We start from the raw sequence: 26,833 nt of genomic DNA, 5'->3' as shown, positions 1-26,833 counted from the left end.
TTTTTACTCATCCTAAAACAACATTATCGATAAGATCCTCTTATAAATTCCGGTATATTCAAAATTTCGCTTTAAATCTAAATTAAGTCATCCTCTTTCCCCCAATCCAATTCGCTATGTAAAATTAAAAAATATATTAGATTTTTTAAATTAATTAAGAGATCTAGAAAAGACAATAAAAAGCAAAAAATTTAATTCTCAGCTCCTAGTAATTTCACATTTTAAAAATGGAATTTATCCAAAATAAATAATTCCTCTTAATTTTTATTATTTGTGTGGATTTTATATTTTATTTTAGGTGTGAGCTAACAATTCCATACTTGTAGTTTGACTTGCTTCTTGGCAAGGTATGTGCCAGTAAAACATTAGGAATTTGTTCCAATATGGCGAGTCCAGCACAAATCATTCGACATAAATTTCTCAATACATTTTTCTCACGCCATTCTATTTGGTTTTTATGTATTTTTACTGCGCTCAGTATTACGTGGTTTCGTACTGTATATACCCCTCATAGTATCTACTATTTTGTCTCTGACACTCTCCTTAACGGTTTATGGGTGGTTACAGGCGCCCTAAGCTTATTAGGTCTTTATGATGTTTTGCAGAATAAACATTCAATTTTAAGAAATTACCCAATTATGGGGCATTTTCGTTTTTTGTTTGAAGATATACGCCCTGAAATTCGCCAATACTTTATTGAAGCGGATCAAGACGCTCTACCTTTTTCACGGATGCAAAGAAGCTTAGTTTATCAACGTGCTAAAAATGAAAATGCAGATAAACCTTTTGGTTCAATCATCGATGTCTATCAAGAAAATTATCGCTTCATTGTTCACTCAATAAGCCCTTGCCCACCTGCAGATCCCAAAAGTTTCCGTATTCAGGTGGGTAATGCACAATGTCTTCAACCGTATAGCGCCTCTATTATGAATATTTCTGCCATGAGCTTTGGTAGTTTAAGTGCGAATGCAATTCGTGCACTAAATAAAGGAGCACAATTAGGCGGTTTTTATCATGATACTGGCGAAGGAAGTTTAAGCCCTTATCATCTCGAAAATGGCGGCGATATTGTTTGGCAAATTGCCAGTGGTTATTTTGGTTGTCGTACCCTAGATGGAAAATTTGACGAGCAAAAATTTGCTAAACAATCTCAATTGCCACAGATCAAAATGATCGAATTAAAGCTTTCACAAGGTGCAAAACCGGGCCATGGTGGTATCTTACCTAAGCATAAAATTACCGAAGAAATTGCCCAAATCCGTGGCGTTTCACGCGATCATGATTGTATTTCTCCTGCTAAGCATTCTAGTTTTTCTACCCCAATTGAAATGATGCATTTCTTACAGAAGCTGCGAACATTATCTGGCGGCAAGCCAGTTGGTTTTAAACTGTGTATTGGCCAACCTTGGCAGTTTATGAGTATTGTTAAAGCAATGCTTGAAACAAAAATTGTTCCCGACTTTATTGTTGTGGATGGTTCTGAAGGTGGTACTGGTGCAGCACCAATTGAGTTTAGTGATAATATTGGCACGCCATTACGCGAAGGCTTACGCTTTGTCCATAACACTCTTGTGGGTGCAGGGCTAAGAGATCAAGTTAAAATTGGTGCTAGTGGTAAAATCATTAGTGCATTTGATATCGCCAGCACTTTTGCACTCGGTGCTGACTGGGTTAACTCAGCACGCGGTTTCATGTTTGCCGTCGGGTGTATTCAGGCACAAAGCTGTCATACCAACCAATGCCCAGTAGGCGTTGCAACCCAAGATAAAGATCGTCAAAAGGCAATTGATGTACCGACTAAATCAGAACGAGTATTTAATTTCCATAAAAACACATTGCATGCACTATCAGAAATGATTGCTGCTGCTGGTTTACGTCATCCTTCTGATATTAAAGCCCATCATTTGGCTCAGCGTGTAAATGACCGTGAAATTAAGAACTATGCTCAATTGCATTTTTTCTTAAAAGAAGGTGAACTTTTACAATCTGAACTTAATAATGACGATGATAATTTTTATTATCGAATGTGGAATATGGCGGATGCTAATCATTTTTAATTGATATTAATTTTATCAGTTAAGTATTTATAGGGGGACACCCTCTCCCTATAAATGCTTCATACAGCTTTATCAAAAATTAAAAAAAAGCCCCCAGATTCAGTCATGCATCTATCTAAAATTTTTGGATAGATGCATTATTTTTAATAATAAAAATGTTTTGGCTTTGCATGTAAAAAGGCCGGAATCAACCCTGTTAAAGCCGCACGTATATCCGCACGCTCATTAATTAATTGATGAGAGCCTTCTTCAAGCATTAATAACGTTTGCAGCCTAAATTTACGACGAATAAATTCAATGTTGTAACGCCAATCAACCGTTTGATCGAGAGCACCTTGTGCAAGCCAGACTGGGATACGGCAAGCAGGTCGCGCTTCCATTTCCTGCATCCATTTTGACATAGCCAAAATCCAGTCCATTCCCATCATTCGGGGTTGCAACGGATCTTTTAAGCGAATGAAACGTAAAAATTCAGGATTATGATTATTACGTCTAAAATGTCTTGGTACTTGACGCTTAATACGGCGAATAATGCCCAATCCAACAGGGTTATGCCACCATGCAGTTTTTGCCGGTCGAATCAAAGGAGAAAGTAAAAGTACTCGATCTACAATCGGATCTTGACGTTTTTCAGCATATTCCAATAAGTGATGCATCCAGATTGCACCACCCGTACTCTGACCGATACCGACCCATGGCTTTGGCAATTGATCTGCATGTTTTACATATTGATAAACAGCCATCAAAACTTGCTGATAGTGATCAAAATTTTTAATACTGGCCGGTGAACCATCACTTAATCCATGGCCAGGCAAATCATAAGTAATGATGCTAAAACCCTGCTCAAGAATTTCACGGATAATTGGCTGATAAATACCGCTATGTTCAAGATAGCCATGCAATAGGCAAACTGTACCTTGTATTTTTTCTACTTTGGGTTTGAAAACTTGTACATGCAAACGGAATAAAGGCATTTGAACATAGCCCTGCCAATGGTCACACTCAAGTAAATGTAAACCATATAATTTGCGGTAAGCTAACAAATCACGAGAAGGTTCTTCTAATGTATTTAAATTAAGTGGACTCAAGACCTGCGGTGTAAGATCACGGTTAGGAACCGGTAAATCTAATTGTTTTAATACGGCAGGATTGAGAAATGGAATATCTGACATTAAGGAACCTCTCGACAATCACTTGAGCCAAACAACATGTCGCGAATTGTCGCAAGTAATTCATAATTTGCACGGCGGCTATGATCGTAATTTTGTACACTTGGTTGCCAGCGCGTCAGTGGAGTTGGCATTGGAGCCACAACAGGAATAGTTTCAATACCATTTAAGGCAAACAGTCGGCGTGTACGCGGCATATGATATTCATCTGTAACCAGCATGACCGTCGGTGCTCCACCCTTTTTCTGAAGCAATAGAGAACTAAAACGAGTATTTTCACATGTATTCATACTGCGCTTTTCTAATAGCTTGGCATCAACACCGCGCTCTTTTAACCAAGCTTGCATATAAGGCGCTTCTACACCGCTCAGCACAATAGGTAAATGATTTTGTTTTTCAACTTCTAAAGTTTTTTCTAATCGCAAACGCGTATAGCCATTAACAACAATATCTTTACCATTTTTATCTAAAGTTAATCCTCCACCCAACACAACAATTGCATAAGGCTCTGATAACTTTTTAGGTTGTACAGGTATTGGATTTTTACGTACATATTCGATTTTCTGTTCAGGTTCACTGACAGCTTCTTGATGCTCTGGTACTACAGGTTTTCTTGCTAAAAACTCTGTATATTGCTCGGTAAGTGCCTTATTTTCAGAACTATTAATAAAAAGTGTTTCATCAACAGGGCTACTCGCCTCATCTGCAGCATCAATTTCTGAATTTTTAGCGACTAGAGGAACGGTTACCGTGGTTTCCTGTTCTTCTGTATCCTGTTCCTTTTCTTCTAAAAGAATAATTTGCTGTAAAGCTTTATAATTCTCTTGAATATAGGTCAGATCAGATGTTCTTTTTTCACGTAACGCTTGCTCTGTCAGTTTTAAATAGGCCTGACGAGCGATCCATAAATTCGAACCTGGCTCTAAATTATCATGCTCACTTAACGAAGCCTGTCTTTGGCTTTCAGCAGCAACCTGATTAACGTCAACAGGAACAAAATAGTTAAGGCCAGCTACAATAAGTTTTGAATAAAACGGCGAATATAAAAAAACCACGAAACAGCCTAATAGCACAAATAGTACGGTGACTACTTGGACTAAACGTACCATTAAGTGTACTTTTGGCATAAAACTATTCCGTATGATTTTCAATTAAACCTAAACTGTTATAAAGAACAGGCTCTGGTTCTAACATAATATGGAAACGCTGATCAACATCATGTTGTACAGCCTGATAAGTTTTCTTTACATCAGTAAGAGATGCATTGGCATAATTCACCAAAACTAATGCCTGCTTATGGAACATCCCCACCATATCGAGTTGTTTCCCTTTCCAACCCGCCTGATCAATTAACCATCCTGCAGCAATTTTAACGTTTCCATTCGCTTGAGGATAATGAGGAATTGTTGAGAATTGTGCGACTAAGCGCTCAAACTCTTGAGGGCTAACAATCGGATTTTTAAAGAAACTACCTACATTTGGATATTCTTTTGGATCAGGAAGTTTACTTTGACGAATATGGATGACCTGATTTTGTAAATTTTCAGCAGTCTGATTATCTCCAACTGCTTGTTTCAAATCGCCATAGTTAAGTTTTAAATGTGGCTGTTTAAGTAATTTAAAAGTGACATGCGTAATAATGTAGCGGTTTGGATCATCTTTAAAAATACTATGGCGGTAGGCGAAATGGCAGTCAGCCGCTAAAATTGTTTGAGTTTGCTTTAATTTACGGTCATACACTTGTACTGACTCAATAAACTCGCCCACCTCTACCCCATAAGCCCCAATATTTTGTACGGGTGAAGCGCCGACTAAGCCCGGAATAAGGGCTAAATTTTGCAAACCAAACCAGTTCTGTTCAGTGCTGTATAAAACAAAATCATGCCAGACTTGGCCTGCACCAACTTTAACCCGAACAAAATCATGCTCGTTTGATAAAACTTCAATTCCCTGAATATCAAGATGAATTACTAAAGCATTGATCTGCTGCGGCAGCAACATATTACTACCGCCCGATAATACAAGTACATTTAACTGATGCTGCTCTGCAAAATCTAAAGCTTCTTCAATATCGTGAATGTTGGCAACTTTAGTATAGTGAGAAACAGTTGCATCTAAACTTAAGGTATTGAATGGCTTAAGCTGTACTTGATTCTGAATTTGCATTGTATTGAAAAACCTATTCTTAAACATTCAATTGTTTTTTAAAATATTAACCCACGCCAAACTACTAGACTCACATTGATTGAGTACACGCTCAAAGCCATCCGCACCGCCATAATAAGGATCTGGCAACGCTTGTTGTGGATATTCAGGATCATGCTCACTCATTAAAGCTACTTTTGCACGAATTTGATGAGCGCCAAATTGTGAGACTGCTCTTTGCAGTACTACATGAATATCTTCAAAATTTTGATGATCCATTGCTAAAATCAAATCAAACTCTAAAAAGTCTTGAGTTGAAAGCTGTCTTGCTCGTAAAGACGATAAGTCATAGCCTCTTTTTTTAGCATGCAACTGACTGCGCTGATCAGGCGCTTTATTTGGATGATAATTACTGGTTCCAGCTGAATCGACAATAACACTGAGTTGATGAGCATCACAATAATGTCTGAAAACCACCTCAGCCGTGGGAGAACGGCAAATATTTCCTAAACAGACACATAACACCTTATATTGTGTTTCCATTAGAAATTACATCCAAACTTTTGAATTAAATAAAAATAAATTGGGGGCATGCAAAATCTTAACAAAGTATAAATTTGTGACAACCGCATTGACCATTGTGACTTGTTGCATTTTGTCAAAACTCACATGGGTTGAAAAGGAAAATAATGTTTATCAATAGATTAAAAGTTGATAAATCAGTCGATAAACTATTTGGTCTTTGTTCTTTCTTATGACTCAGCCATTTCAAAGAACACGAGACACAATATAAAAAAAGCCTACTCTTTCAAGTAGGCTTTCCCCTTATGACTTTTGCGCTGATCATTCAGGTTTATTGTTGTTTAAAGCAACTCGGGGATCTTACAGAAATACTTAAGAATAAAAAAGCTTATTTACTTAACTGAATGTAAGTACTCATATGCGCCTTTTTCGTTACTCTCCAGTTTAATGACTGCATCTGTTTCATCGTTTAGTGTCAGATTAAATACTTTTTCACCATCATATGAAATTTGATGGCCCATACGAAACTCTGAATCAAGTGACTCAAGAATAATAAAATTTCCTTTATTGTTCGAAGCAATATAGTAAGTGTTGTTCCGATGAACATATCTAATTGTGTACATCACTATTTAAATTCCACCTAAAAATTATGTTTTTTCTTAATAATAAAAAGATCTTTTTTCCCTTCCCAATCAGAAAAGATCCTACCGAAAACTAAACTCTCCCTTATTAATTATTACCCCTGATCATTTAGTATTTTTTCACCCTATACTATTAAATTGATATTACAGAAATACTTAATAATAAAAAACCCCGCCATTAGTCGATAGTTAGCGGGGTCTTTTGCGATTTAATTTTACTTTGATAGACTCATCTATCAGAGATATTTACCTCATTTCTGCAATAGAAAAATCATTTATTTTTGAAAAGTTTATCTGTCATAGTTCTATCAATTTTACTGAGATGCCCATTCTCAAAGTATCGATCGACATGGCATAGTTTCGTTTTAGTATCACAGAACACACCATTTGAGAGCGTAAACGCTGAAGTATCAAAATCACCTTGAGAGAAGGCTTTATTCGCTTTATAAGTGCCTAAGTATTTAGCTGTAAGTTTTTTAGATACACCTTTTTTGTCAGCACAAATATATTTATCACAAATTACACCTTTTGTAGGCGAATATACACTAGAGCTGGTTTTCGCGATTGCTGCCGAGCTAAGCATCAAACACGTACATCCCATAATACTAAGAAAAGTTTTAGAAATTTTCACTTTTTAGAACCGATAAAATTATAAATTGTTAAGGCATTATATAAATTAGAAGCTTTCCAGAAAATCTACAGAACACTATAAATAACAAAAAGCCCACTTTTCGACGAGGGTTTAAATATTTTGGTAATCCTCACTTACATGTCGGACCCAACATTGCAAAAAAGTATTTATCTATGGGTAGCACAAGGCTTAAGAAAAGTATAGTCACGTCAGAACTACTTTATTTTAAAGTTTCTTATGCTAACTTATTTAGAGATTGAATCTTATAGAGCCATTCAACAATAATGTTCAAAAATAAGGAAATAATGTATATGAGCCATTTTCAATTTCAAACCGTTCCAAATATCATCTCTGGCTTAGGCTCTATACAAGAATTACAAAATGTTTTGTCGTCAAAAGCTTACCGTAAGTTATTGCTAGTCACCGATGCAGGCATGATTAAAAATCAATTACACCGTCCCATCCTTCAAATTTTAGATACGCTCAATATTGAATATGTCATCTATGCTGATGTGCAAGCTGATCCGCCTGAACAAGTAGTACTACATGCAGCCAATTATGCAAAACAGCAAAATGTCGATGTCATTATTGGTTTTGGTGGTGGTAGCTCTTTGGACGTTGCAAAAGTTATTGCTTTACTCGCACACCCCAACCAAACTCAACATTTGCAAGAGATGTATGGTTTAAACCAGGTCACTACAACTCGCCTTCCGCTTATTTTAATTCCCACTACGGCTGGTACTGGCTCAGAAGTAACGCCAATCTCAATTGTGACTACTGGTGAAACAACAAAAATGGGTATTGTCTCTCCAGTACTGTATGCCGACACAGCAATTCTTGATGCAACCTTTACTCAAAACCTTCCAGCCCATATTACTGCTGCGACAGGTATTGATGCGATGGTGCATGCCATTGAGGCATACACCTCTAAACATAAGAAAAATATTTATACCGATATTTTAGCCAAACATGCACTCAAGCTACTAAATCATAACTTACCGAAAGTTCTTAAGAACGGCAATGATTTGGAAGCAAGGCAAAATATGCTGTTCGGCTCAATGCTTGCAGGTCAGGCATTTGCAAACTCGCCCGTTGCTGCGGTACATGCTTTAGCTTATCCACTGGGTGGACATTTTCATCTTTCGCATGGTCACACCAATGCCTTAGTATTGGTTGAAGTATTAAAATTTAATGCACCACATGCTAAACAATATTATGCAGAGCTTATGCAATGGTTAGATCCATATAGTAATGGCAGCACCGATGGTCTATGTGATCTGTTTATTGACCATATGCAGAACCATTTAGACCGTAGTGGTTTGACTTTAAAACTTAGAGATCTGGGTATTGATGAGTCTAGCTTACCTAGACTTGCTCAAGATGCCATGTTGCAAACCCGCTTACTACAAAATAACCCACGTGACATGACAGAAGCCGCTGCTTTGGCAATTTATCAGGCGATTCATTGATGACTAAACCCGTTTTAAAAACCCGCGATCAATTTAAATTCTTTTTAGATATTCAAACTCGCTGGGCGGATAACGATATTTACGGTCATGTAAATAATGTGACCTACTATAGCTATTTTGATACAGCAGCCAATGTTTTACTGATTCAAAAAACAGGTTTTGATATTCATGAAGCAAAATCAATCGGGTTAGTGGTTGATTCAGCATGTAGCTTTTTACAAGAGTTGTCATTTCCTGAAATTATTCAAGTAGGTGTTGCGATTGGTAAAATCGGTACGACTTCACTACGTTATGAATTGGCGATCTTTAAACAAGGTCAAGACCAAGCCTCAGCTCAAGGACATTTTGTACATGTATTTGTTGATCGCGAAACGCGTAAGACTGTGCCAATTTCTGAGTCAGTTCGTGAAGCTTTAAAAACTTATTTATTATAAAAAATGGGGCAAAAAGAAAATTAATTTGTTCTTTTGCCCCACCTAAACTTACATCATTGCAGGATCACTAAAAGAGTCTTCACCCGTTTCAACTCGGCCCGCAAAACGTCGGTAATAATACGGATCACTCTGGCTCGTAACTTCAAAATCATACCAATGCCCTACATCAGCTAAAGCCCAATGCTGCTTAACAACCTGTCCCGCTTTTACGGTAAGTTGTAACGGCGCATCTTGTCGATATGCACACGGTTTTACCGTCAAGATCGCATCCTTAGTACCATCATTCATAAGTTCGACATAAACATCACCATTGGCAATGTCATAGCACACTCGAATTTCAGGTTTAACGCCACTATCAACAATACGTTGAGTATCCCCTTTGAAATGACGATGATAGCCATTTGGACCAAGTACCCATAGGTCATAACGACCCAAGTTATCTTTTAAAGCATCCCATTCATCATCTAAAGTTTTATTCGGCTCGACAATATAACGCTTTGGAATACGGTCTAAGTTGAGTTTGTCATAAACATGAAAAACCGCAGCTTGCGTACCTGTATTAGAGAATATTAATTGCACTTTGCCATCCGCTTTACAGCGTGCACTGGTATGCAACTCGTAAGGTAACGCACGTGAAAGACGTATACCACTTTGCTGAATCGGTAACTTTGTATCCGTGGGTACAGGCACAGCTGGTAAAGCTTCTTGATTTTCTCTTAACTCATCAGCCTGTAAACGTGTTTGTTTACCATTCAGCTGCGGTAAAACATCTGCATTTGGTGTTTTAAAGTTAAATGCACTAGTTAAATCACCACACACTGCACGGCGGTATGGACTGATATTCGGCTCTTTTACTCCAAAACGTTTTTCTAAAAACATGAGCACGGAAGTATGATCAAAAACTTGTGAGTTGACCCAACCACCACGGCTCCATGGGGAAATCACATATAACGGAACACGAGGACCCGGGCCATAAACTCGTCCATCAGGTGTAGGCTGTGAATGACTCCCCTCAGGTGCAGCATGATCAAAATATTCATCCTGCATATCAACACTGCTTAATGTCGATTTACCTGCGTACTGGCCGTTTTTGAGTCGAGATGGTGCTGATGGCGATGGCATATGGTCAAAGTAACCATCATTTTCATCAAAGTTGATGAGCAGAGCCGTTTTACTCCACACCTCTGGTACAGCAGTTAATGCATCAATAATTTCTTGAATAAACCAAGCTCCTTGAACCGGGCTTGAAGGGTCTGGATGTTCGCAGTATATCGATGGCGCGTTAATCCAAGAAACTTGAGGTAACTTCCCTTCACGAATGTCTCTTTTAAAAGCGTCGAGATACTCTTCTGGTTTATTACCTGGTAGCGTATTTGCAATGCCTTTATAGAGTGGATTTTTGGCATTATCAGTAGCCGCATCATAGGCTTTATACGGTAGTTTTTGACCCGTATCGGCATACGGTTTATTCGGCTCTCCACCGCTTGAAACAGGATAGCCAGATGCAATGTTGGCCTTTCTAAACGAACGAAATGCACCAAGCATGTTATCACCCCACTCATCTGGCATATTTTGATAACAAATCCAGTTTACCCCTGCTTCTTCTAAGCGTTCGGCATAAGTTTTCCATGTATAACCACGGTCTGCCGTTGCTGGGTTACCATCAATCCAGTCCCACTCATTGTTTACAAATGAACGCTTGGTCGGTGTCACCCCATTTGTACCCGTTAAATGAAAAGAGCGGTTTGCATCTGTTCCAGTATGCATAGAGCAATGGTAGGCATCACAAATCGTAAAAGCATTCGCAAGCGCAAACTGATATGGAATTTCTTTTTCTTTAAAATAACCCATAGATATATCAGTTTTGTGGGTTGGCCAGTGCGCCATACGCCCATTGTCCCAAGCCAGCTGACTGTCATCCCATGTGTGAGGCGTACCATCTGCACGCTGTGCATTATTGGCTGTACCATCTAAGTGAAAAGGCGTTAGAACTTGCCCATTACTTCTAAGCTGCTCCCAAACACGCCGGCCACTTGGCAAAGGAATCGTAAAACGATCAGCAAACCCTCGAACACCTTTTAATGTTCCGAAGTAATGGTCAAAAGATCGGTTTTCCTGCATTAAAATAATAACGTGCTCGACATCCTGAATGGTTCCAGTTTTATTATTTGCAGGAATTGCTAAAGCTTTTTGAATACTAGATGGGAACGCTGCCAATGCCGCAGCACCAAACCCCATATTTAAAGAGTAATTTAAAAATTTACGACGTGTAATCATGATTAGGTTCTTTTTATTATTTAAGTTTATGGAGCACAGCGCATTACAGGCTTTTTACCTGTATCTGGTGTATTTGAATTATCATTTGCCGAGTCGTTACAACCACTCAGCAGAATCGCGCCGATTAATAAAAAATATGAATATTTAAAACTATTTATTCCAGTGCATTGCCTTTTCATGACGATATATAGTCCATTTAAAATCTAAAATGGCTAACATAGAAAAGTACAATGACAGTGACATGACCCAAATATTTCAATCCAGTGAAAAATATGAAAAGTCTATTATTTTCATATTCTGCACCAGATCAAAAATCAGATAAATTTAAGGTTTTAATTGAATATTTTGTAGTTTGCCATCAAAAGTCTCTATGAGACTCTTAATCACTGGCTGTTGCTGTAATAGCTCAGCTGCTCTATGAAAGGCTTTTTCTTTACGTGCACTTTGAATGGTATAGGGAGTAGATGTATTCAAAGCACCATATTCAACTGTAAATTGAGTATTCGGCCATTGCTCATTTAATGCATCAATAAGGCCTTGTTGTAATTGGGTCAGCATATTTTCATATTCCTGAGGAATATGGAAAATAGTATTGCCGCCAATTTCACCAGTCATCACACCATGCTGCGCAAGTTCTTGGACGGCTGGAGAAAGCTGACTATTTCTAAACCAATATTCCCACTTTTCGAGTGTCCACTCACCTTCCAAAACTTGAGGAGAAAGCTTCAAGATATCTTGAGGCATCAAATGGCCGTAATCAGTTGCACTAGGCTCTTTTACAACGGTAACTGTTTCAACAACTTCAGCCTGCACCAATGTTTGCTGCTCAATAACAGGTTCAGAAGCAAGATTAGGCGTATCTTGGGCCAGCGAAAATTCAGCGTTAGGCGTTTCAAATAAACCCATAGATTCAGCAGTGAAAGCCGGTTCAGGTTCAATATTTTTAGTTTGTGTTTCTGCCTGCACTTGTACTAACTTTTGTTCTTGTACAGGAATGAAATCTTCTTCCAGAACACTAATTGTTTCTTGAACAGAAGCTGACTCAAGTCCAATCAACTCATGATGATTTGGGTCAAATACCATTAAATCCTGATTAGACTGAGGTTCAGGTTCAGGTTCAGGTTCAGGTTCAGGTTCAGGTTCAGGTTCAGGTTCAGGTTCAGGTTCAGGTTCAGGTTCAGGTTCAACCATAGCGGGCTGGTTAATAACTTCAACAGGTTGAACTGTATTTACTGGAGTAATCTCTTGAACTTGTTGCTGGACTTGGTGATTCACCACTGCTTGTTCATTTTGTTGAACAGGCTCTGATACTAAAATTTCATTTGGTGCTAAAGGACGGAATGCCAATAAGCGTAAAACACACATTTCAAAACCTTGCTCTTGCGTTACGGCAAGTTGCAAGTCTGAACGACCTTTACATGCAATTTGGTAATAAAGCTGTAAATCTTGAGCAGAAATCAGCTTAGACAGCTGCATGATTTTGCGATTGATTTCATCGCTATATTTCAAACTCAAATCAGGCAGATATTGCAAAATTGCCAATTCATGCAATGTCGAAATCAACTGATCCAGCACCAGTGAAACATCTAGCGCTTGATGTCTAAATTGCAATAAAAGCTGACTGACTTTTTCACGTTGGTTCTGATGAATCGCTAAAATCAAATCATAAATAATGGTGCGGTCAATCAAGCCAAGCATTTCTTTAACATCTTGGTGATGTACCGCACCCTGTCCATAAGCAATGGCTTGGTCAGTTAAAGATAATGCATCACGTAAAGAGCCTTGTGCAGATTCAGCAATTTGCCAGATTGCATCTTGGTCAGCAGCAATCTGTTCTTTTTCAAGAATAGCGCCAAGATGCTTGGTAATTTCATCGACAGCTAAAGGTCTTAGAGTAAATTGCAAACACCGTGAAATAACCGTAATCGGTAGCTTTTGTGGGTCTGTCGTTGCAAACAGAAATTTAACGTGTTCTGGTGGTTCTTCTAGTGTTTTTAGTAACGCATTAAAAGAATGCGTCGATAGCATATGTACTTCGTCAATCAAGTAAACTTTAAAACGACCTTGCGTTGGCGCATAAGGAACGTTGTCTAAAAGTTCACGCGTATCTTCTACTTTTGTTCTTGAAGCAGCATCGATTTCGATTAGGTCAATAAAGCGGCCTTCATTTACCGCCTTACAAGTGGCACAAACTTCACATGGCGTAGAAGTCACACCTGTTTCACAGTTCAAACACTTGGCTAAAATACGTGCAATTGTAGTTTTACCTACACCACGCGTTCCTGTAAATAAATAAGCATGGTGAAGACGACCGCGTTCCAATGCACTACTTAATGCACGAGAAACATGGTTTTGTCCCACTAACTCATTGAAATTACGTGGACGGTATTTTCTAGCAAGTACTTGATACATGTATGCTCCTTGTTACAGGCATAAGCATACTTTGTTTTTAAAAGAGTGTGAACGCATAAAGCTCATATCCGTACAGATAAACTGCGAACTACATCATTTGTCTGGACTATCAGTGAATTTTAAAGTTTCGAAGAAAAAGTTTTCTACCGAAACTTTAAATACTGTGAAAAATATTAATTTACTTTCTTCGGAAAACTAAACCAGACAAATACAGTTAAAAGGAAGAAACAAATGGCGGAGATTGTAAGCACCCAACTATGCGCATAGCTAAAAGCTTGCTGAGCAACTGCAATCAATTGCCCTCCCAAAGGGCTTTCAAGGTTAGAAGCTAATTGCATGGTTTCACCAATCGAGATACTCGCTTTTTCAATTAAGTTCGATGGAAGCTCTGCTGGTAAAATAATTGAGCGGCTATAAAACCAAGACAACATTAACCCGAAAATAGCGATACCTAAACCAGCACCCAGCTCATAGGCCATACCTTCAATCGCACCTGCTGCACTTGCTTTTTGTGGTGGAACGGATGACATAATCGCAGCAGTTGAAGCCAGTAAGGCAATCTCAATGCTAAAGCCTAAAAAGACCATACAAGTCCATGCTAAAAAGTGGTCGGTTGAAAAGTTGAGCTGGGCAAGTCCCCATAGACTAAATCCACTTATTAAAATACCAACAGTAGATACAAGTCTAAGTCCCCACTTATTCAAGCAAATTCCGGCTAATGGACCACCTAAACTAATCGCAATCATGAATGGAATAATAAACATGGCTGCCTGTAATGGAGAAAAACCATGTACAAACTGCAATTCTTGAGACAAAAGTAATTCAAAACCAACCAAAGCAATCATGGAAACAACAGCCATGACAATGCTGGTAGAAATCACTTGATGTTTAAATAATTCCAGATCAATCATTGGCGTCGTACTTCTTTTTTGGCTTCGAATGAAGTGGATTAAAGTACTTATACCAATTACAAACATCACGACTGTAAGTACCGAGAAGTTATACATCGCCGATTTGATTGAATAGATCAGGCTTAAAATGGCTACAACCAAGATTAAAGCTTGTCCTAAATTAATTGGCTGATCAGTCTTCTCTTGTTGTTTAGGAATGATCATTACAATCATAACCAGAACCACTAAAATAATCGGGATATTGATAAGGAATACAGCTCCCCAATGAAAATGTTCTAGTACAAATCCACCGACTAATGGACCAAAAGCTGCTCCACCACCACCCACTGTAGACCAAAGACCCAGTGCAAAATTTCTCTGCTTTTCTTCGGTAAAGGCATTACGAATGCCGGATAAAGTGGCTGGAATAAGCATAGCTGCCCCTAGCCCTAAAACTGCGCGAGAAGCAATTAAAGCGTAAGCTGTTGGAGAAAAAGCCGCAGCTAAGGAACCGACTCCAAAAATTGCAGTTCCAATAAATAATAATTTTTTAAAGCCAATACGATCACCGAGTGCACCCATCGGCAAAATCAAACCCGCCATAATCAGCGAATAAATATCAATAACCCATAAAAGCTGATTGGCAGTTAAATTCAATGCTGCACTTAAAGATGGTGTTGCAACATGCATCACCGTTGCATCAATCGTAACTGGTAAATAAATAAGGACGATAATTGTCAGGATTAACCATTTTTTTTGCATAACGCTCTTCAATATCCAAAACTTGGACATGTGTTCAAATCATGGTTATTATATACACAATTGGACACTTGTCCAACTTTTAGTTTTAATGTAATTTGTGTCGAATTCAGTCAGGTGAAAAAACATGGCCTATCTTAATCGCGATCAACGCAGAGAAATGATTCTGCAAGCTGCCATGCAAGTTGCTTTGGCTGAAGGTTTTACTGCCATGACGGTACGTAGAATCGCAACAGAAGCACAAACCTCTACCGGACAAGTTCACCACCACTTTTCTTCGGCATCTCATTTAAAAGCTGAAGCTTTTTTAAAGCTGATGGAACAGCTCGATGAAATTGAACAAACTCTTCAAACAACCAGCCAATTTCAAAGACTGTTCATCTTATTAGGTGCAGAAAATATCGACAGACTTCAGCCCTACTTACGTTTATGGAATGAAGCTGAACTCTTAATTGAACAAGATACAGAAATACAAAAGGCTTATAACCTTGCCATGCAAAGTTGGCATCAAGCTATTGTGCAATCGATTGAATGCGGTCAAAAAGAAGGCGAATTTAAAAACAGATCAAATTCCACAGACATTGCATGGCGACTCATTGCCTTTGTTTGCGGCTTAGAAGGTATTTATCAACTTGGATTACAAGGTTTAGCTGAAGAAGACTTTAAGCGCCATACCGAAGCGATTATTCGCCTAGAATTATTATAAGTGTTTAGCTGGCATTGCTTAAAAATACCAGCTTTAAAATACTAAAATTAGAACCAGCCTTTACGGCCTTTTAAAATTTGGTCTGTACAACGTAAAGTTTCTTGAGTCAGCCCCCACAAACGATAATCGCCTGTGATTGAACCAATTTGGAAGTTATGCGTATAAGCAAAGCTGAGGTCACGCTCAGGATCACACCACGCTCCTGAACCATTGTAACCAATATGTCCAAAGCCATTTTTAGCGCGTTTACCCATAGTAATAATACGGTGATAGCCTAAACGCCAATTCATCGGAATTGGCATGACACGATCACGTGCATAACTTTGAATGCTACTAAGCTCTTTAAATACTTCTGGGCGAATCAATTGCTGCCCATCCCATTCACCTTGATTTGCCAGCATCGCATAAATTTTAGCAAGACTATTTGCAGTAAACGTGCCGTTCGCCGCTGGAATAACAGCTTGTAATCCTTCGTCACTAAAGAAACTAAAATGTTTCATTCCTTTTGGAATCATAGCATCTTGAAAATCTTGAGGGTCTTGTCCAGTCCAAGTAATCATTTTTTCAGAGAGTGAACTCTTGCGCGTCTGTGGCTTTTTAGGTTTTTCAACTTGAGTAGACGCTGGTTTTTCTGGTTTTGGTTGAATAATTAAACGTGCTACACGATCCAACTCATTTGCAGGCGTCCCAAAATATGCCCCATCTAACTTTAACGGTTCAACGAGATATTTTTGCATGAGCTGATCTAAAGATTGACCAGTTGCTTTTTCAAGTACACCACCGACAAGCCAACCAAATGTTAAAGCTTGATAAGCATTGCCCTCTCCTGCAAGGAACCTTGGCTTAGTCGCCGCGACCACATCTAACATATGTGACCAGTCAAGCATTTCTCGCGCACTTTCGATGATATTTCGCACATCAAACATACCGCTTTGATGGCTAAGTACATGACGCAATGTCATTTGCTCTTTTCCATTTTGAGCAAACTCAGGCCAATAGGTCGCAATCGGTTTGTCGTATTCTAAAAAACCTTCACTTACTAAAATATGCGCTAAAGTTGCAAGTACACCTTTACCCGTAGAGTAGCAAACAGCCAAGGTATCAGGTTGCCAAGCTTCATTTTGTGATTGAAGACCGGTGTAGATATCTACAACTTTTTGGCCTCTAAAATAAACCGCTAAAGCAGCTCCACCTTGTCCTGTTCTAGCATCTTGAAGACGGCTGAACTGGTGAGCTAAATCAATAAAACGTTCATCTAAAATACCGTGATAGTTATGGGTATCGGCCAGTAAAATTTCTTTAATCACATGAAGTTCCTTGCATTTTTTGTTATTTTGCTCAAAAGCAGCCCAAACCTCTGTTCAGGCTGCTGCTATTTTTATAATGCTTTTACAGTTCCTGCAACATGCGGTTTTTGTGATTTGGCATTACGAATCAAGAAATCAGTCTTTTTATCTGCATTTGCAGTTAAAAACTCAACTTTTGACGGTAAGAACATTGGCAGCTTAAACCACACATCTGCTTCATAAGCATTTGGTAATTCGAGGTTCGCTAGTGCTTTAGCTTTACTCCACATACCATGCGCAATGGCTTGTTTAAAGCCAAATGCTTTTGCAGTAATGGCATGAATATGAATTAAGTTAAAATCACCAGACACTTTCGCATAACGGCGACCAGTGTTTTCTAAAATATCCCACTCTGCCTTTGGAACATAAGCTGGTGCTTGTTCTTCTTTAGCTTTCTCACCCACTCTTTTCTCAACTTTTTGACGAGATAAATAAGTCGTTAAGCCTTCCATCACCACTTCATTGCCAACTTTAGCGGTGGTAATAAAGTCAAACTGAACACCTTTATCATGCGGTTTTAGTTCCCCAAATTTGCATGACAAAGTGAGTTTTTCAGTTACACCAATTGGTCTGGTCTGTTTAATCTGATTACGGATATGCACTAAACCTAAAATTGGAAATGGAAATGCTTCTGCTGTCATCATGTGCATTTGCAAGCTTTGAGAAAGCACAGCCAAATAAATTGCGGGTACAAAACCATTATTTTGAAAGCCACATACTTCGTTATAAGCTTTGAGATGGTTTTGATCAATTTCTAGGGTATCTACCACATATTCAACTTGCGGTAATATTTTTGGGCCTTTCGGTTTTTTAAAAATTAAACCTTGCACTACTTTTGGATAAGCCAATGCCGCTTTTGGTAGCTGGCTAAAATGACGAGTATTCATACCTAACCTTTTATAATTTATAGATTCTTGAATAAAAAAGGGATGCACAAGCACCCCTATTTAGCTAAAAGTGCTTAAGCGCCCAACAAGCTTTGACCACACACTCGTACAACGTTGCCGTTTACGCCTGTAGAAGCAGTTGATGCAAACCATGCAATTGTTTCTGCTACATCAACAGGTAAACCACCTTGTTGCATTGAGTTCATACGGCGGCCAGCTTCACGAATCGCAAATGGAATTGCCGCAGTCATTTGAGTTTCAATAAAACCAGGTGCTACCGCGTTGATGGTAATACCATTTTTTAGAATAGGCGCAGTAAATTTCACTAGGCCAATTACACCTGCTTTCGATGCAGCATAGTTTGTTTGACCAAGGTTACCAGCAATACCACTAATTGATGATACACAAACAATGCGGCCATTTGCATTTAGACCATCATTTTCTAACAAGTAGTCATTTACGCGTTCAGCAGCAGATAAGTTAATGTTAATTACCAAGTCCCAAAGCTCAGGCTTCATATTTGCCAAAGTTTTGTCACGTGTAATACCCGCGTTATGAACGATAATATCTAAACCGCCTTGTTTTGCCGCAGCAGCTTTAATTTTTTCCCCCGCATCAGCAGCAGTAATGTCAATTGCCAATGTAGAACCGCCAATATCAGCCGCTACACGGTCAAGATCAGCTTGTTGTTGAGGTACATCTAAACAAATAACATGCGCGCCGTCACGTGCCAACACATGTGCAATTGCCTCACCAATACCACGGCTCGCACCTGTTACCAACGCAGTTTTGCCAGCAAGCGGTTTTGCCCAATCAACATCAACTACATCTGCTTTAGATACACGAATCACTTGACCAGAAACATAAGCCGAACGCGGAGAAAGCAAGAAACGTAAAGTTGATTCAAGGTTTGCAGCAGCACCTTCATCAACATAAACAACTTGAGCAGTAATACCCTTTTTAAATTCTTTACCTACAGATTTGATAAAGCCTTCAAGTGCACGCTGAGCAATCGCTTGTTTTACAGTTTTTGCAGTTTCAGGTGTTGTACCAATAACAATCACCCGACCAGAAGTCGCAACTTGACGTGCAATCGGATTAAAGAATTTATAAAGTTCGTTTAACTGTTCTGAGTTTTGAATACCAGAGGCATCAAATACAACTGCTTTGAATTTTGATTCTTTATCGCCCGCATTGAATGGACGTAAATTTAAACCAACTTTTGCAGCTTCTTGTTGTAAAGCAACATTATTGCCTACATAGCTATCTGCATGAATATTGCTAAGTACTTGTGCAATCGCACCAGACAATACACTTGACGGCGCTGCACCAACCAATACTGCACCATTCACTACTGGCTGAGCACTTTCAAAACGCTCTAATACAACCGGCGATGGTAAACCCAGATTTTTAACAACGAATTTACCAATAGGAGATTGTGTAAATGCTTGGTATTGATCAGTCATGATTATTATCTCTCAAAGAAATGAATTTTCTACGACAGGCTTCATTATGTTATGAGATGGATAGAAACAATATGAAAGCAGTCGTTCATTAGAGTTACTCCAAATCATACTTGACTTCATCTTTGGATGTCTTGACCTGAATGCTATCTACAATGTCATTCTAGTCAATACAGGTCTATTTGAATTGTGTTAAGGTAGCTTATAAGAATATCGTTAATATGCTTGGAAAAGCCTTATGAGCAAACCAACTCAAGAAAATCCAGCAGTCGAAAATTCTGCTCAGGAAAAAGTGTCAAATACATCAAAGCCGGCTTCTAACACGGCTAAGCGTAACAGCACTACGCCTAAAGCAGCAACTAATACTCCAAAAACGACACGTACTCGTTCAACGACTGCACCTGCACGTAGCCCTCGTACTAAGAGCGCCGCCACAGCAACTACTTCTACATCTTCAAATGTAGCTGCAGAACCAAAAGCAACAAAAACCAAAACTTCTGTTCAACAGGATAAAACCATGAGCCAAAACACTGTTCGCCGCGTTGCAATTATTGGTGGTAACCGTATTCCATTTGCACGTTCAAATACTGCTTATTTTAAAGCGTCTAATTCTGACATGCTGACAGCAGCATTAAACGGTTTGGTTGAGCGCTTTAATTTACAAGGTAAGCGTATTGGTGAAGTCGTTGCGGGTGCTGTTTTAAAACATAGCCGTGACTTTAATATGACTCGTGAAGTTGTATTGAGCACAGATCTTGCTCCTGAAACTCCTGCTTATGACATTCAAATTGCTTGTGGTACAGGTTTACAAGCAGCTTTTGTTGTTGCAAACAAAATTGCACTTGGTCAAATTGACGTAGGTATTGCAGGTGGTGTAGATACCACTTCTGATGCTCCGATCGCTGTAGGCGATGGTTTACGTAAAGTTTTACTTGAGCTCAATGTAGCTAAAACTGGTAAAGACCGCCTGAAAGCTTTAACAAAAATTGATTTTAAAAAGCTTCTTGATGCACCAAGTAACGGTGAACCACGTACTGGCCTTTCAATGGGTGAGCACCAAGCAATCACTGCTTTAGAATGGGGTATCACTCGCGAAGCACAAGATGAGTTAGCTGCTAGCAGTCATCAAAAACTTGCTGCTGCTTATGAGCGTGGTTTCTTTGACGACTTAATGACTCCATTCTTAGGTCTTAACCGTGACAACAACTTACGTGCAGACAGCACAGTTGAAAAACTTGCTAAGTTAAAACCAGTTTTCGGTAAAGGCGAAACTGCAACAATGACAGCGGGTAACTCAACTCCGTTAACTGATGGCGCTTCTGTTGTATTGCTTGCTTCTGAAGAATGGGCAAAAGAAAACGGTCATGAAGTTTTAGCTTACCTTTCTTTCTCTGAAACAGCAGCTGTTGACTTCATTGGTAAGAGCGGTCCTAAAGAAGGTTTGTTAATGGCTCCTGCTTATGCAGTACCTCGTATGCTTAAGCGTGCAAACCTTAAACTTCAAGACTTCGATTTCTACGAAATCCATGAAGCATTCGCATCTCAAGTGTTATCTACTTTGAAAGCTTGGGAAGATGAAAAATTCTGTAAAGAACGTCTTGGTTTAGATGCACCTTTGGGTTCAATTGACCGTTCTAAACTGAACGTAAATGGTTCATCTTTAGGTGCAGGCCACCCATTTGCTGCAACTGGTGGTCGTATCTTGGCAACTGCTGCTAAATTGATTAATCAAAAAGGTTCAGGCCGCGCATTAATCTCGATCTGTACAGCAGGCGGTGAAGGTGTGGTTGCGATTGTAGAAAAATAATTTCTATAATGAACTAACAAAATAAGCACCCATTTGGGTGCTTATTTCATTTCAATAGATTCACTTAATGAAGTGATGCAGCTTTAGCATCGGGGAAAAACTTACCTTCAATATGGTCATAGCACCACTGGAAAATAAAGGTATAAACCAAAATACATAAGGTTAAGCCAATATCTAAAATAAATGCATCAATAACACTCATCTGCATCATATAGGCGATCATTGGTACAGTCGCAATCAGCAAACCACCTTCAAAACCAATCGCATGTAAAATCCGTACAGGGATCGTTCTTTCCCAATTATATTTATGCTCTACTTTTTCGAAATAGTGGTTAAAAATCATATTCCAGAAAACTGAAACCACTGCCATAAACACACCGAGTGTACCGGTCACTTCCATCGGCATGTTAAAAATAAAACTTAATGCAATCGCAATGATGACCAATAAAATTCCTTCATAACTGATTGCATGAATGAGTCTTCTCTTGGAAATCAACATTTTTAAATACTCAATAATAACTTGGATAATGTGCATTTTATTTTTATAATATTGATTAATCCAATCAGGTTCTTTCAATTTTTTTGACAGATGAATATTAATCAAGAACAACTACTCATGTTTCAGGCCGTGATTGAAACTGGCTCTTTTTCTGCAGCAGCCCGTAAACTTGGCAAAGTTCCTTCGGCTGTAAGTATGTCTATTGCCAACTTAGAAATTGATCTGGACTTAACTTTATTTGACCGTAAAGGCCGTGAACCCATCCCCACTGACGAAGCACGGGTGTTATATGAAAAGACTTCTCAGCTTTTGATTGAGATGAACCAGTGGAAACAGCATGCCCACGCGTTAAGTACAGGTTTGGAAGCTAATTTAACTATTGTGATTGTGTCTGAACTTTTACACACCAATTGGACAGACTATATTTGTCTTCTAGAGAGCCGTTTTCCAGACCTACAAATTAATATTGTGTCTGCCCCTCAAGAAGATGCACTCCAAATGTTATTAGACGGGTCTGCCCAACTTGCACTGATGTTTGAACGCGAGCATCTAGATAACAGAGAACAATTTGTAGAACTTAAACGTGAGGCTCTAATTCCGGTTATTTCAAATAACCATCCCCTAGCAAGCCAAAATCAGGTTTCTTATGAACAGATTCTCACTACACGACAAATTGTAGTTGCAAGCCGAGATGAAACTTTAAAGCCAGAATTGCTTTTTTCGAAACATTACTGGCGTACAGACAACCATCACTCTGCTTGCTTAATGATTTTGCGTAATTTGGGTTGGGGGGTTCTTCCTCAAGAAATGTTTAAAGAAAACCCAGAATTAAAAAATAAACTTAAGGTATTGGATTTATTAGATTTCACTCCACGCTTTGAATATTATGTTGACTTGGTTTGGAGCCGGGAAAGTGAACTTGGTGCCGCTGCTAGATATCTCATTGAATATATCCGTACGCAAAGAATGCAACAGGTGCCTTAAAATTATTTCAATTTAGATGCAGAACCTAAACGTTTTTCTTTGAAATATAACAATTGATATATCGACAGCATGAATAGACTTTGTGCTATAAAGAAAACATAAGATTTATTACTGAAGATGTTGAATATCAATGACTCATACAGCACTTGACCAATTAAAAACATTAACGACCGTTGTTGCCGACAGTAGTGACCTTGATGCAATTCGTAAATTCCGTCCATTAGACGCGACGACTAATCCTTCATTGATTACGGCAGCAGCAGAACAACCAGAAAGTAAAGAGCTCATTGAAGATGCTTATTATCAAGCCAAAGAAGAAGGCTATAGCAACGATGAGTTAATCGAAAGAACCATTGATATTTTAACCGTAAAATTTGGTGTAGAAATTTTAAAACTGATTGAAGGCCGAGTTTCAACAGAAGTTGATGCTGCTCTTTCATATGACACTGAAGCAACCATTCAAAAAGCACATGAATTATGTGAACTTTATAAAGGTTATGGGATTGATCAGTCACGTATTCTGATTAAAATTGCTTCGACTTGGGAAGGGATTCAAGCTGCTAAAGTGTTAGAGGCTGAAGGTATTGCTTGTAACCTCACCCTCCTTTTCGGTTTACATCAAGCTCAAGCATGTGCAGATGCAAAAGTAACTTTAATTTCGCCGTTTGTAGGCCGTATCTTAGATTGGTACAAAAAAGCTGAAGTTGTAGACGCTTACCCTATCGAAAAAGATCCAGGTGTGGTTTCAGTTAAGAAAATCTATACCTATTACAAACAACAAAACATTCCAACTCAAGTGATGGGCGCAAGCTTCCGTAGCATCGACCAAGTACTTGGTCTAGCTGGATGTGATTTGCTAACCATCTCGCCAAGCTTACTAACGCAGCTTGAGCAAGATACGCGTACAGTTGATGCGGCACTTGATGCCTCTCAAGCAAAACAAGCAGAAGCGATTGTTCGACCAGCTCAAGATGAACAAAGTTTTAAAGATGAACTTAACCATGACTTAATGGCATTCCAGCTTTTACAAGGCGGTGTTGATGGCTTTATCAAAGCACGTGACCAATTAAGCCTTTTGTTACGTCAGTCTTTTGGAATTGATGCGGAAATAAAATCTTAAAAAACTGCACTTTTCATACAAAATCACCGATTTTTGTTATCATGACAAAAATCGGTTTTTTATTGGGTTTCTCGTGTTCGGCATAACAGATTTAACAACATATATTATTGGTACATTCCTAATTGTGTTATTGCCCGGACCCAATTCTCTTTATGTGATGTCAATTGCTTCACGTTACGGCATTAAAACCGGATATATGGGTGCATTCGGTATTTTCACCGGTGACCTTATTTTAATGCTGTGTACAGTGCTTGGTGCTGCGTCTTTACTTAAAGCATTTCCATGGGTATTTGTTATTCTTAAATTAACAGGTGCACTTTATCTTTCTTACTTAGGCTTTAAACTGTTACAAGGCAGTATTCAACGCTGGAAACAACGTAATCAAACTCAACCAGAAATGGCCGATTTACCCGCTTTAGATAAAATTCATCCTTATAAAACAGCACTTAGTATCAGTTTACTCAACCCTAAAGCGATTTTATTTTTCCTCTCTTTCTTTGTTCAGTTTGTTGAACCCGACTATGCCTACCCAGCTTTAAGCTTTTTAATTTTAGCGGTTATTTTACAGATCATTAGCTTTAGTTATTTAACTGCATTAATCTTCTCTGGAATTAAACTTTCAGCATTTTTTAAAGAGAACCATAAAATTGCAGCGAGCGGAATCTTTCTAGTAGGAATTCTATTTTTTGGGTTTGGTTTAAAACTAGCAACCTCAACGATTTAATCATTTTGACTTTATAAGTTTTGCATTAGAAGGTTAAAACATGATGAGCTCCTAAAATGCCAACATGCCATCTGTTTTAACTTCATTGAGAACAAAAAACGTTCGGACTTGTCTTACTCCGGGTAAAGCAATAATCTTTTCACTATGAAATCGATTAAACGCAGCTAAATCTTTAACACGAATTTTTAGAAAATAGTCGACTTCCCCTGCCACCAGATAACATTCTAAAACATTTTCCAAATCACCCGAAGCTTGTTCAAATGCTTGAAAGCTATCAGGGGTTGAACGATCCAAAACTACACCGACTAACACCACAGTACCTCGTTGAACGGTATTGGGATTGATCCGAGCACGAACATCCAAGATGGCCCCAATCTTAAAAAGGCGCTGAGTATGATTCCAACAAGATGATGTACTAATGCCCACAAGTTTTGCCAACTCAGCATTACTTAAACGTCCATTTTCTTGTAAAGCACGCATAATTTTCAGTTCAAGTGGCGTCAAATTTTCAGCTTGCTCTTCCATAAAATAATATCCCAAATTAATTATTAGTTATGAAATAAATAATAGCATTATTCAATATTTTAAAAATATTATTTCTTTTTTAGACTCAAAATAGAAAGCACCTTCTTAAAAAAAATTGTTAAATTCACCCCAACTGGAAGCCATGGCAGAAGCCTATAAACTTTTCTTGGATTTAGAACACGTATTATGCAAAAGATTCTTCAAGATTTTTCAATTCCGGCAGTATTTGCTGGCTTTATTACCTTTTTAATCGGTATTAGTGTTTCGGCCGTTTTAGTTATTCAAGCGGCTCAAATTTTAGGTGCTTCACCTGAACAAATTACCTCTTGGTTTTGGGCCTTAGGTCTAGGAATTGGCTTATCGGGACTCATTCTTTCTTGGAAATTTAAATATCCCGTAGCGACTTCTTGGTCAACCGCTGGTCTTGCTTTAATTATGGCAACAGGCAGTGGATATAGTTTAAATGAAGCGATTGGTGCTTTTTTAGTTGGTGGTTTACTCACTGCTATTTTAGGCTTTTCAGGTATTTTTCAAAAAGCTTTGTCATATATTCCTCAAAGCTTAACCAGTGCCATGCTTGCAGGAGTCTTACTCAAATTTGGTATATCACTTTTCGCAAGTTTACAAAATGATTGGGCATTTATTTTGTCCTTACTTAGCATTTATGTCATTACAAAAAAATTGTGGCCGCGTTACAGCATTGTATTTACCGCAATTGCAGGGATTGCCCTCTGCCCCGTTTTTTTAGAATTTCATATGCCTACACTTCAGTGGTCTTTAGCAAAACCTGTTTGGATTAGTCCAGACTTTAATTGGTCAGCACTGTTGGGCTTAGCTTTACCACTGTTTGTGATTAATATGGCCTCGCAATATTTACCGGGAATTGCCATGATTAAAAGCTATGGCTATAAACCACACGTTAACCAACTCATTGGCTGGACAGGTTTAACTCAAGCTTTGCTTGCCCCTTTTGGTTGTTACACCGTAAATATTGCTGCAATTAGTGCCGCGGTAAGCTTAGACGACCAAGTTCATCCTGACCCAAGCAAACGCTATATTGCGGGCATGAGCTGTGGTTTTTTCTACATATTAATGGGTTTGTTTGCTGCAACACTCACAAGTTTATTGATGTCATTTCCTCACATTTTTATTGTAGCTTTGGCAGGCATTGCTTTACTTGGTACGATTAGCCACAACGTAGCAATTGCCTTTGCTCAAGTTGAAGAACGTGAAGCTGCATTATTTACGTTTTTATGTAGTGCTTCGGGTATTCAATTTTTCGGTATTGGTTCAGCATTTTGGGGCCTAATTGTCGGTATTATTGTATTTGTAATACTTAAATTTAAAACTAAAAGAAACTAATAAA

General features: G+C 38.6%; 24 protein-coding genes. 9 read left to right on the top strand and 15 right to left on the bottom strand.

Features of this window, described 5'->3' with window-relative positions:
- Positions 1 to 383 precede the first annotated feature (383 nt).
- On the top strand, positions 384 to 2,057 hold the full coding sequence (locus SOI76_RS07175) for an FMN-binding glutamate synthase family protein (RefSeq protein ID WP_032054012.1): 1,674 nt from the start codon (positions 384 to 386) through the stop codon (positions 2,055 to 2,057).
- Between the two features lie 143 nt (positions 2,058 to 2,200).
- Here the strand turns inward: SOI76_RS07175 and pldB are convergent, their stop codons facing one another.
- From pldB to SOI76_RS07145, 6 genes are all read right to left on the bottom strand, one after another.
- Positions 2,201 to 3,229, bottom strand: coding sequence for an alpha/beta hydrolase (gene pldB, locus SOI76_RS07170; protein WP_016140682.1), 1,029 nt, complete (start codon positions 3,227 to 3,229; stop codon positions 2,201 to 2,203).
- The gene (locus SOI76_RS07165; protein WP_032054014.1) at positions 3,229 to 4,353 is read right to left on the bottom strand and encodes a YdcF family protein; all 1,125 of its coding nucleotides are present in this window, start codon (positions 4,351 to 4,353) and stop codon (positions 3,229 to 3,231) included. Before SOI76_RS07165 ends, pldB begins: the two co-directional genes overlap by 1 nt.
- A gap of 4 nt (positions 4,354 to 4,357) precedes the next feature.
- A complete protein-coding gene (gene murB, locus SOI76_RS07160) occupies positions 4,358 to 5,392 on the bottom strand; it encodes a UDP-N-acetylmuramate dehydrogenase (protein WP_032054015.1) in 1,035 nt (344 codons plus the stop codon).
- 27 nt (positions 5,393 to 5,419) lie between these two features.
- Positions 5,420 to 5,914, bottom strand: coding sequence for a low molecular weight protein-tyrosine-phosphatase (locus SOI76_RS07155; protein WP_104078862.1), 495 nt, complete (start codon positions 5,912 to 5,914; stop codon positions 5,420 to 5,422).
- 371 nt (positions 5,915 to 6,285) lie between these two features.
- A complete protein-coding gene (locus SOI76_RS07150) occupies positions 6,286 to 6,516 on the bottom strand; it encodes a hypothetical protein (RefSeq protein WP_039761891.1) in 231 nt (76 codons plus the stop codon).
- Between the two features lie 289 nt (positions 6,517 to 6,805).
- Positions 6,806 to 7,135: a YcgJ family protein gene (locus tag SOI76_RS07145; protein ID WP_205668385.1), complete on the bottom strand. Its 330-nt coding sequence runs from the start codon at positions 7,133 to 7,135 to the stop codon at positions 6,806 to 6,808.
- 341 nt (positions 7,136 to 7,476) lie between these two features.
- On the opposite strand from SOI76_RS07145, the gene gbsB reads away from it, so the two are divergent.
- Together gbsB and SOI76_RS07135 are read left to right on the top strand one after the other, a co-directional pair.
- On the top strand, positions 7,477 to 8,634 hold the full coding sequence (gene gbsB, locus SOI76_RS07140) for an iron-containing alcohol dehydrogenase (protein WP_104078864.1): 1,158 nt from the start codon (positions 7,477 to 7,479) through the stop codon (positions 8,632 to 8,634).
- Positions 8,634 to 9,068, top strand: coding sequence for an acyl-CoA thioesterase (locus tag SOI76_RS07135; RefSeq protein ID WP_104078865.1), 435 nt, complete (start codon positions 8,634 to 8,636; stop codon positions 9,066 to 9,068). The genes gbsB and SOI76_RS07135 overlap by 1 nt, the downstream gene beginning before the upstream one ends.
- A 48-nt stretch (positions 9,069 to 9,116) precedes the next feature.
- Here SOI76_RS07135 and SOI76_RS07130 read toward each other — a convergent pair whose 3' ends face one another.
- The 4 genes from SOI76_RS07130 to amvA all read right to left on the bottom strand — a co-directional run bounded on the left by SOI76_RS07130 (position 9,117) and on the right by amvA (position 15,409).
- Complete coding sequence (locus tag SOI76_RS07130) at positions 9,117 to 11,345, bottom strand: phosphocholine-specific phospholipase C (protein WP_104078866.1); 2,229 nt, start codon at positions 11,343 to 11,345, stop codon at positions 9,117 to 9,119.
- 26 nt (positions 11,346 to 11,371) lie between these two features.
- Positions 11,372 to 11,524 (bottom strand): hypothetical protein, encoded by a 153-nt coding sequence (locus SOI76_RS07125; RefSeq protein WP_153301268.1) that lies wholly within the window; start codon positions 11,522 to 11,524, stop codon positions 11,372 to 11,374.
- Between the two features lie 145 nt (positions 11,525 to 11,669).
- Positions 11,670 to 13,757, bottom strand: a complete 2,088-nt coding sequence (gene dnaX / locus SOI76_RS07120; protein WP_104078867.1) for a DNA polymerase III subunit gamma/tau — start codon at positions 13,755 to 13,757, stop codon at positions 11,670 to 11,672.
- Between the two features lie 173 nt (positions 13,758 to 13,930).
- A complete protein-coding gene (amvA, locus tag SOI76_RS07115) occupies positions 13,931 to 15,409 on the bottom strand; it encodes a multidrug efflux MFS transporter AmvA (RefSeq protein ID WP_104078868.1) in 1,479 nt (492 codons plus the stop codon).
- A gap of 124 nt (positions 15,410 to 15,533) precedes the next feature.
- Between amvA and SOI76_RS07110 the strand changes: the two genes are divergently transcribed.
- Entirely contained in the window at positions 15,534 to 16,112 is a 579-nt protein-coding gene (locus tag SOI76_RS07110; RefSeq protein ID WP_104078869.1) for a TetR family transcriptional regulator, read from the top strand.
- 47 nt (positions 16,113 to 16,159) lie between these two features.
- Here SOI76_RS07110 and lipL read toward each other — a convergent pair whose 3' ends face one another.
- The 3 genes from lipL to SOI76_RS07095 all read right to left on the bottom strand — a co-directional run bounded on the left by lipL (position 16,160) and on the right by SOI76_RS07095 (position 19,811).
- Positions 16,160 to 17,419, bottom strand: coding sequence for a serine hydrolase domain-containing protein (gene lipL, locus SOI76_RS07105; RefSeq protein ID WP_104078870.1), 1,260 nt, complete (start codon positions 17,417 to 17,419; stop codon positions 16,160 to 16,162).
- A 71-nt stretch (positions 17,420 to 17,490) separates the two neighbouring features.
- Entirely contained in the window at positions 17,491 to 18,345 is an 855-nt protein-coding gene (locus SOI76_RS07100) for a MaoC family dehydratase (RefSeq protein ID WP_104078871.1), read from the bottom strand.
- A 74-nt stretch (positions 18,346 to 18,419) separates the two neighbouring features.
- Positions 18,420 to 19,811: a 3-oxoacyl-ACP reductase gene (locus SOI76_RS07095; protein ID WP_017725281.1), complete on the bottom strand. Its 1,392-nt coding sequence runs from the start codon at positions 19,809 to 19,811 to the stop codon at positions 18,420 to 18,422.
- A gap of 235 nt (positions 19,812 to 20,046) precedes the next feature.
- On the opposite strand from SOI76_RS07095, the gene fadI reads away from it, so the two are divergent.
- The gene (gene fadI, locus SOI76_RS07090) at positions 20,047 to 21,615 is read left to right on the top strand and encodes an acetyl-CoA C-acetyltransferase (RefSeq protein WP_032054027.1); all 1,569 of its coding nucleotides are present in this window, start codon (positions 20,047 to 20,049) and stop codon (positions 21,613 to 21,615) included.
- Between the two features lie 64 nt (positions 21,616 to 21,679).
- On the opposite strand, the gene aceI is transcribed toward fadI, so the two are convergent.
- On the bottom strand, positions 21,680 to 22,114 hold the full coding sequence (gene aceI, locus SOI76_RS07085; protein ID WP_146065062.1) for a chlorhexidine efflux PACE transporter AceI: 435 nt from the start codon (positions 22,112 to 22,114) through the stop codon (positions 21,680 to 21,682).
- A 90-nt stretch (positions 22,115 to 22,204) separates the two neighbouring features.
- Here aceI and yahB point away from each other — a divergent pair, with 90 nt between their 5' ends.
- The 3 genes from yahB (at position 22,205) to leuE (ending at position 24,942) form a co-directional block, all read left to right on the top strand.
- Complete coding sequence (yahB, locus tag SOI76_RS07080) at positions 22,205 to 23,098, top strand: LysR family transcriptional regulator (RefSeq protein ID WP_104078872.1); 894 nt, start codon at positions 22,205 to 22,207, stop codon at positions 23,096 to 23,098.
- 130 nt (positions 23,099 to 23,228) lie between these two features.
- Complete coding sequence (gene tal, locus SOI76_RS07075) at positions 23,229 to 24,218, top strand: transaldolase (RefSeq protein ID WP_104078873.1); 990 nt, start codon at positions 23,229 to 23,231, stop codon at positions 24,216 to 24,218.
- A 73-nt stretch (positions 24,219 to 24,291) separates the two neighbouring features.
- Positions 24,292 to 24,942 carry a leucine efflux protein LeuE gene (gene leuE / locus SOI76_RS07070; protein WP_025466523.1) on the top strand — a complete coding sequence of 217 codons (651 nt, stop codon included), beginning with the start codon at positions 24,292 to 24,294 and terminating at the stop codon, positions 24,940 to 24,942.
- 51 nt (positions 24,943 to 24,993) lie between these two features.
- Here leuE and SOI76_RS07065 read toward each other — a convergent pair whose 3' ends face one another.
- A complete protein-coding gene (locus SOI76_RS07065) occupies positions 24,994 to 25,467 on the bottom strand; it encodes an Lrp/AsnC family transcriptional regulator (RefSeq protein ID WP_016140663.1) in 474 nt (157 codons plus the stop codon).
- A 186-nt stretch (positions 25,468 to 25,653) separates the two neighbouring features.
- On the opposite strand from SOI76_RS07065, the gene SOI76_RS07060 reads away from it, so the two are divergent.
- Entirely contained in the window at positions 25,654 to 26,829 is a 1,176-nt protein-coding gene (locus SOI76_RS07060) for a benzoate/H(+) symporter BenE family transporter (protein WP_104078874.1), read from the top strand.
- Positions 26,830 to 26,833: the final 4 nt, after the last annotated feature.

The organism is Acinetobacter pittii (assembly GCF_034064985.1).
Taxonomy (GTDB): domain Bacteria; phylum Pseudomonadota; class Gammaproteobacteria; order Pseudomonadales; family Moraxellaceae; genus Acinetobacter; species Acinetobacter pittii_H.
This window is presented reverse-complemented; position numbering and strand designations above follow the sequence as displayed.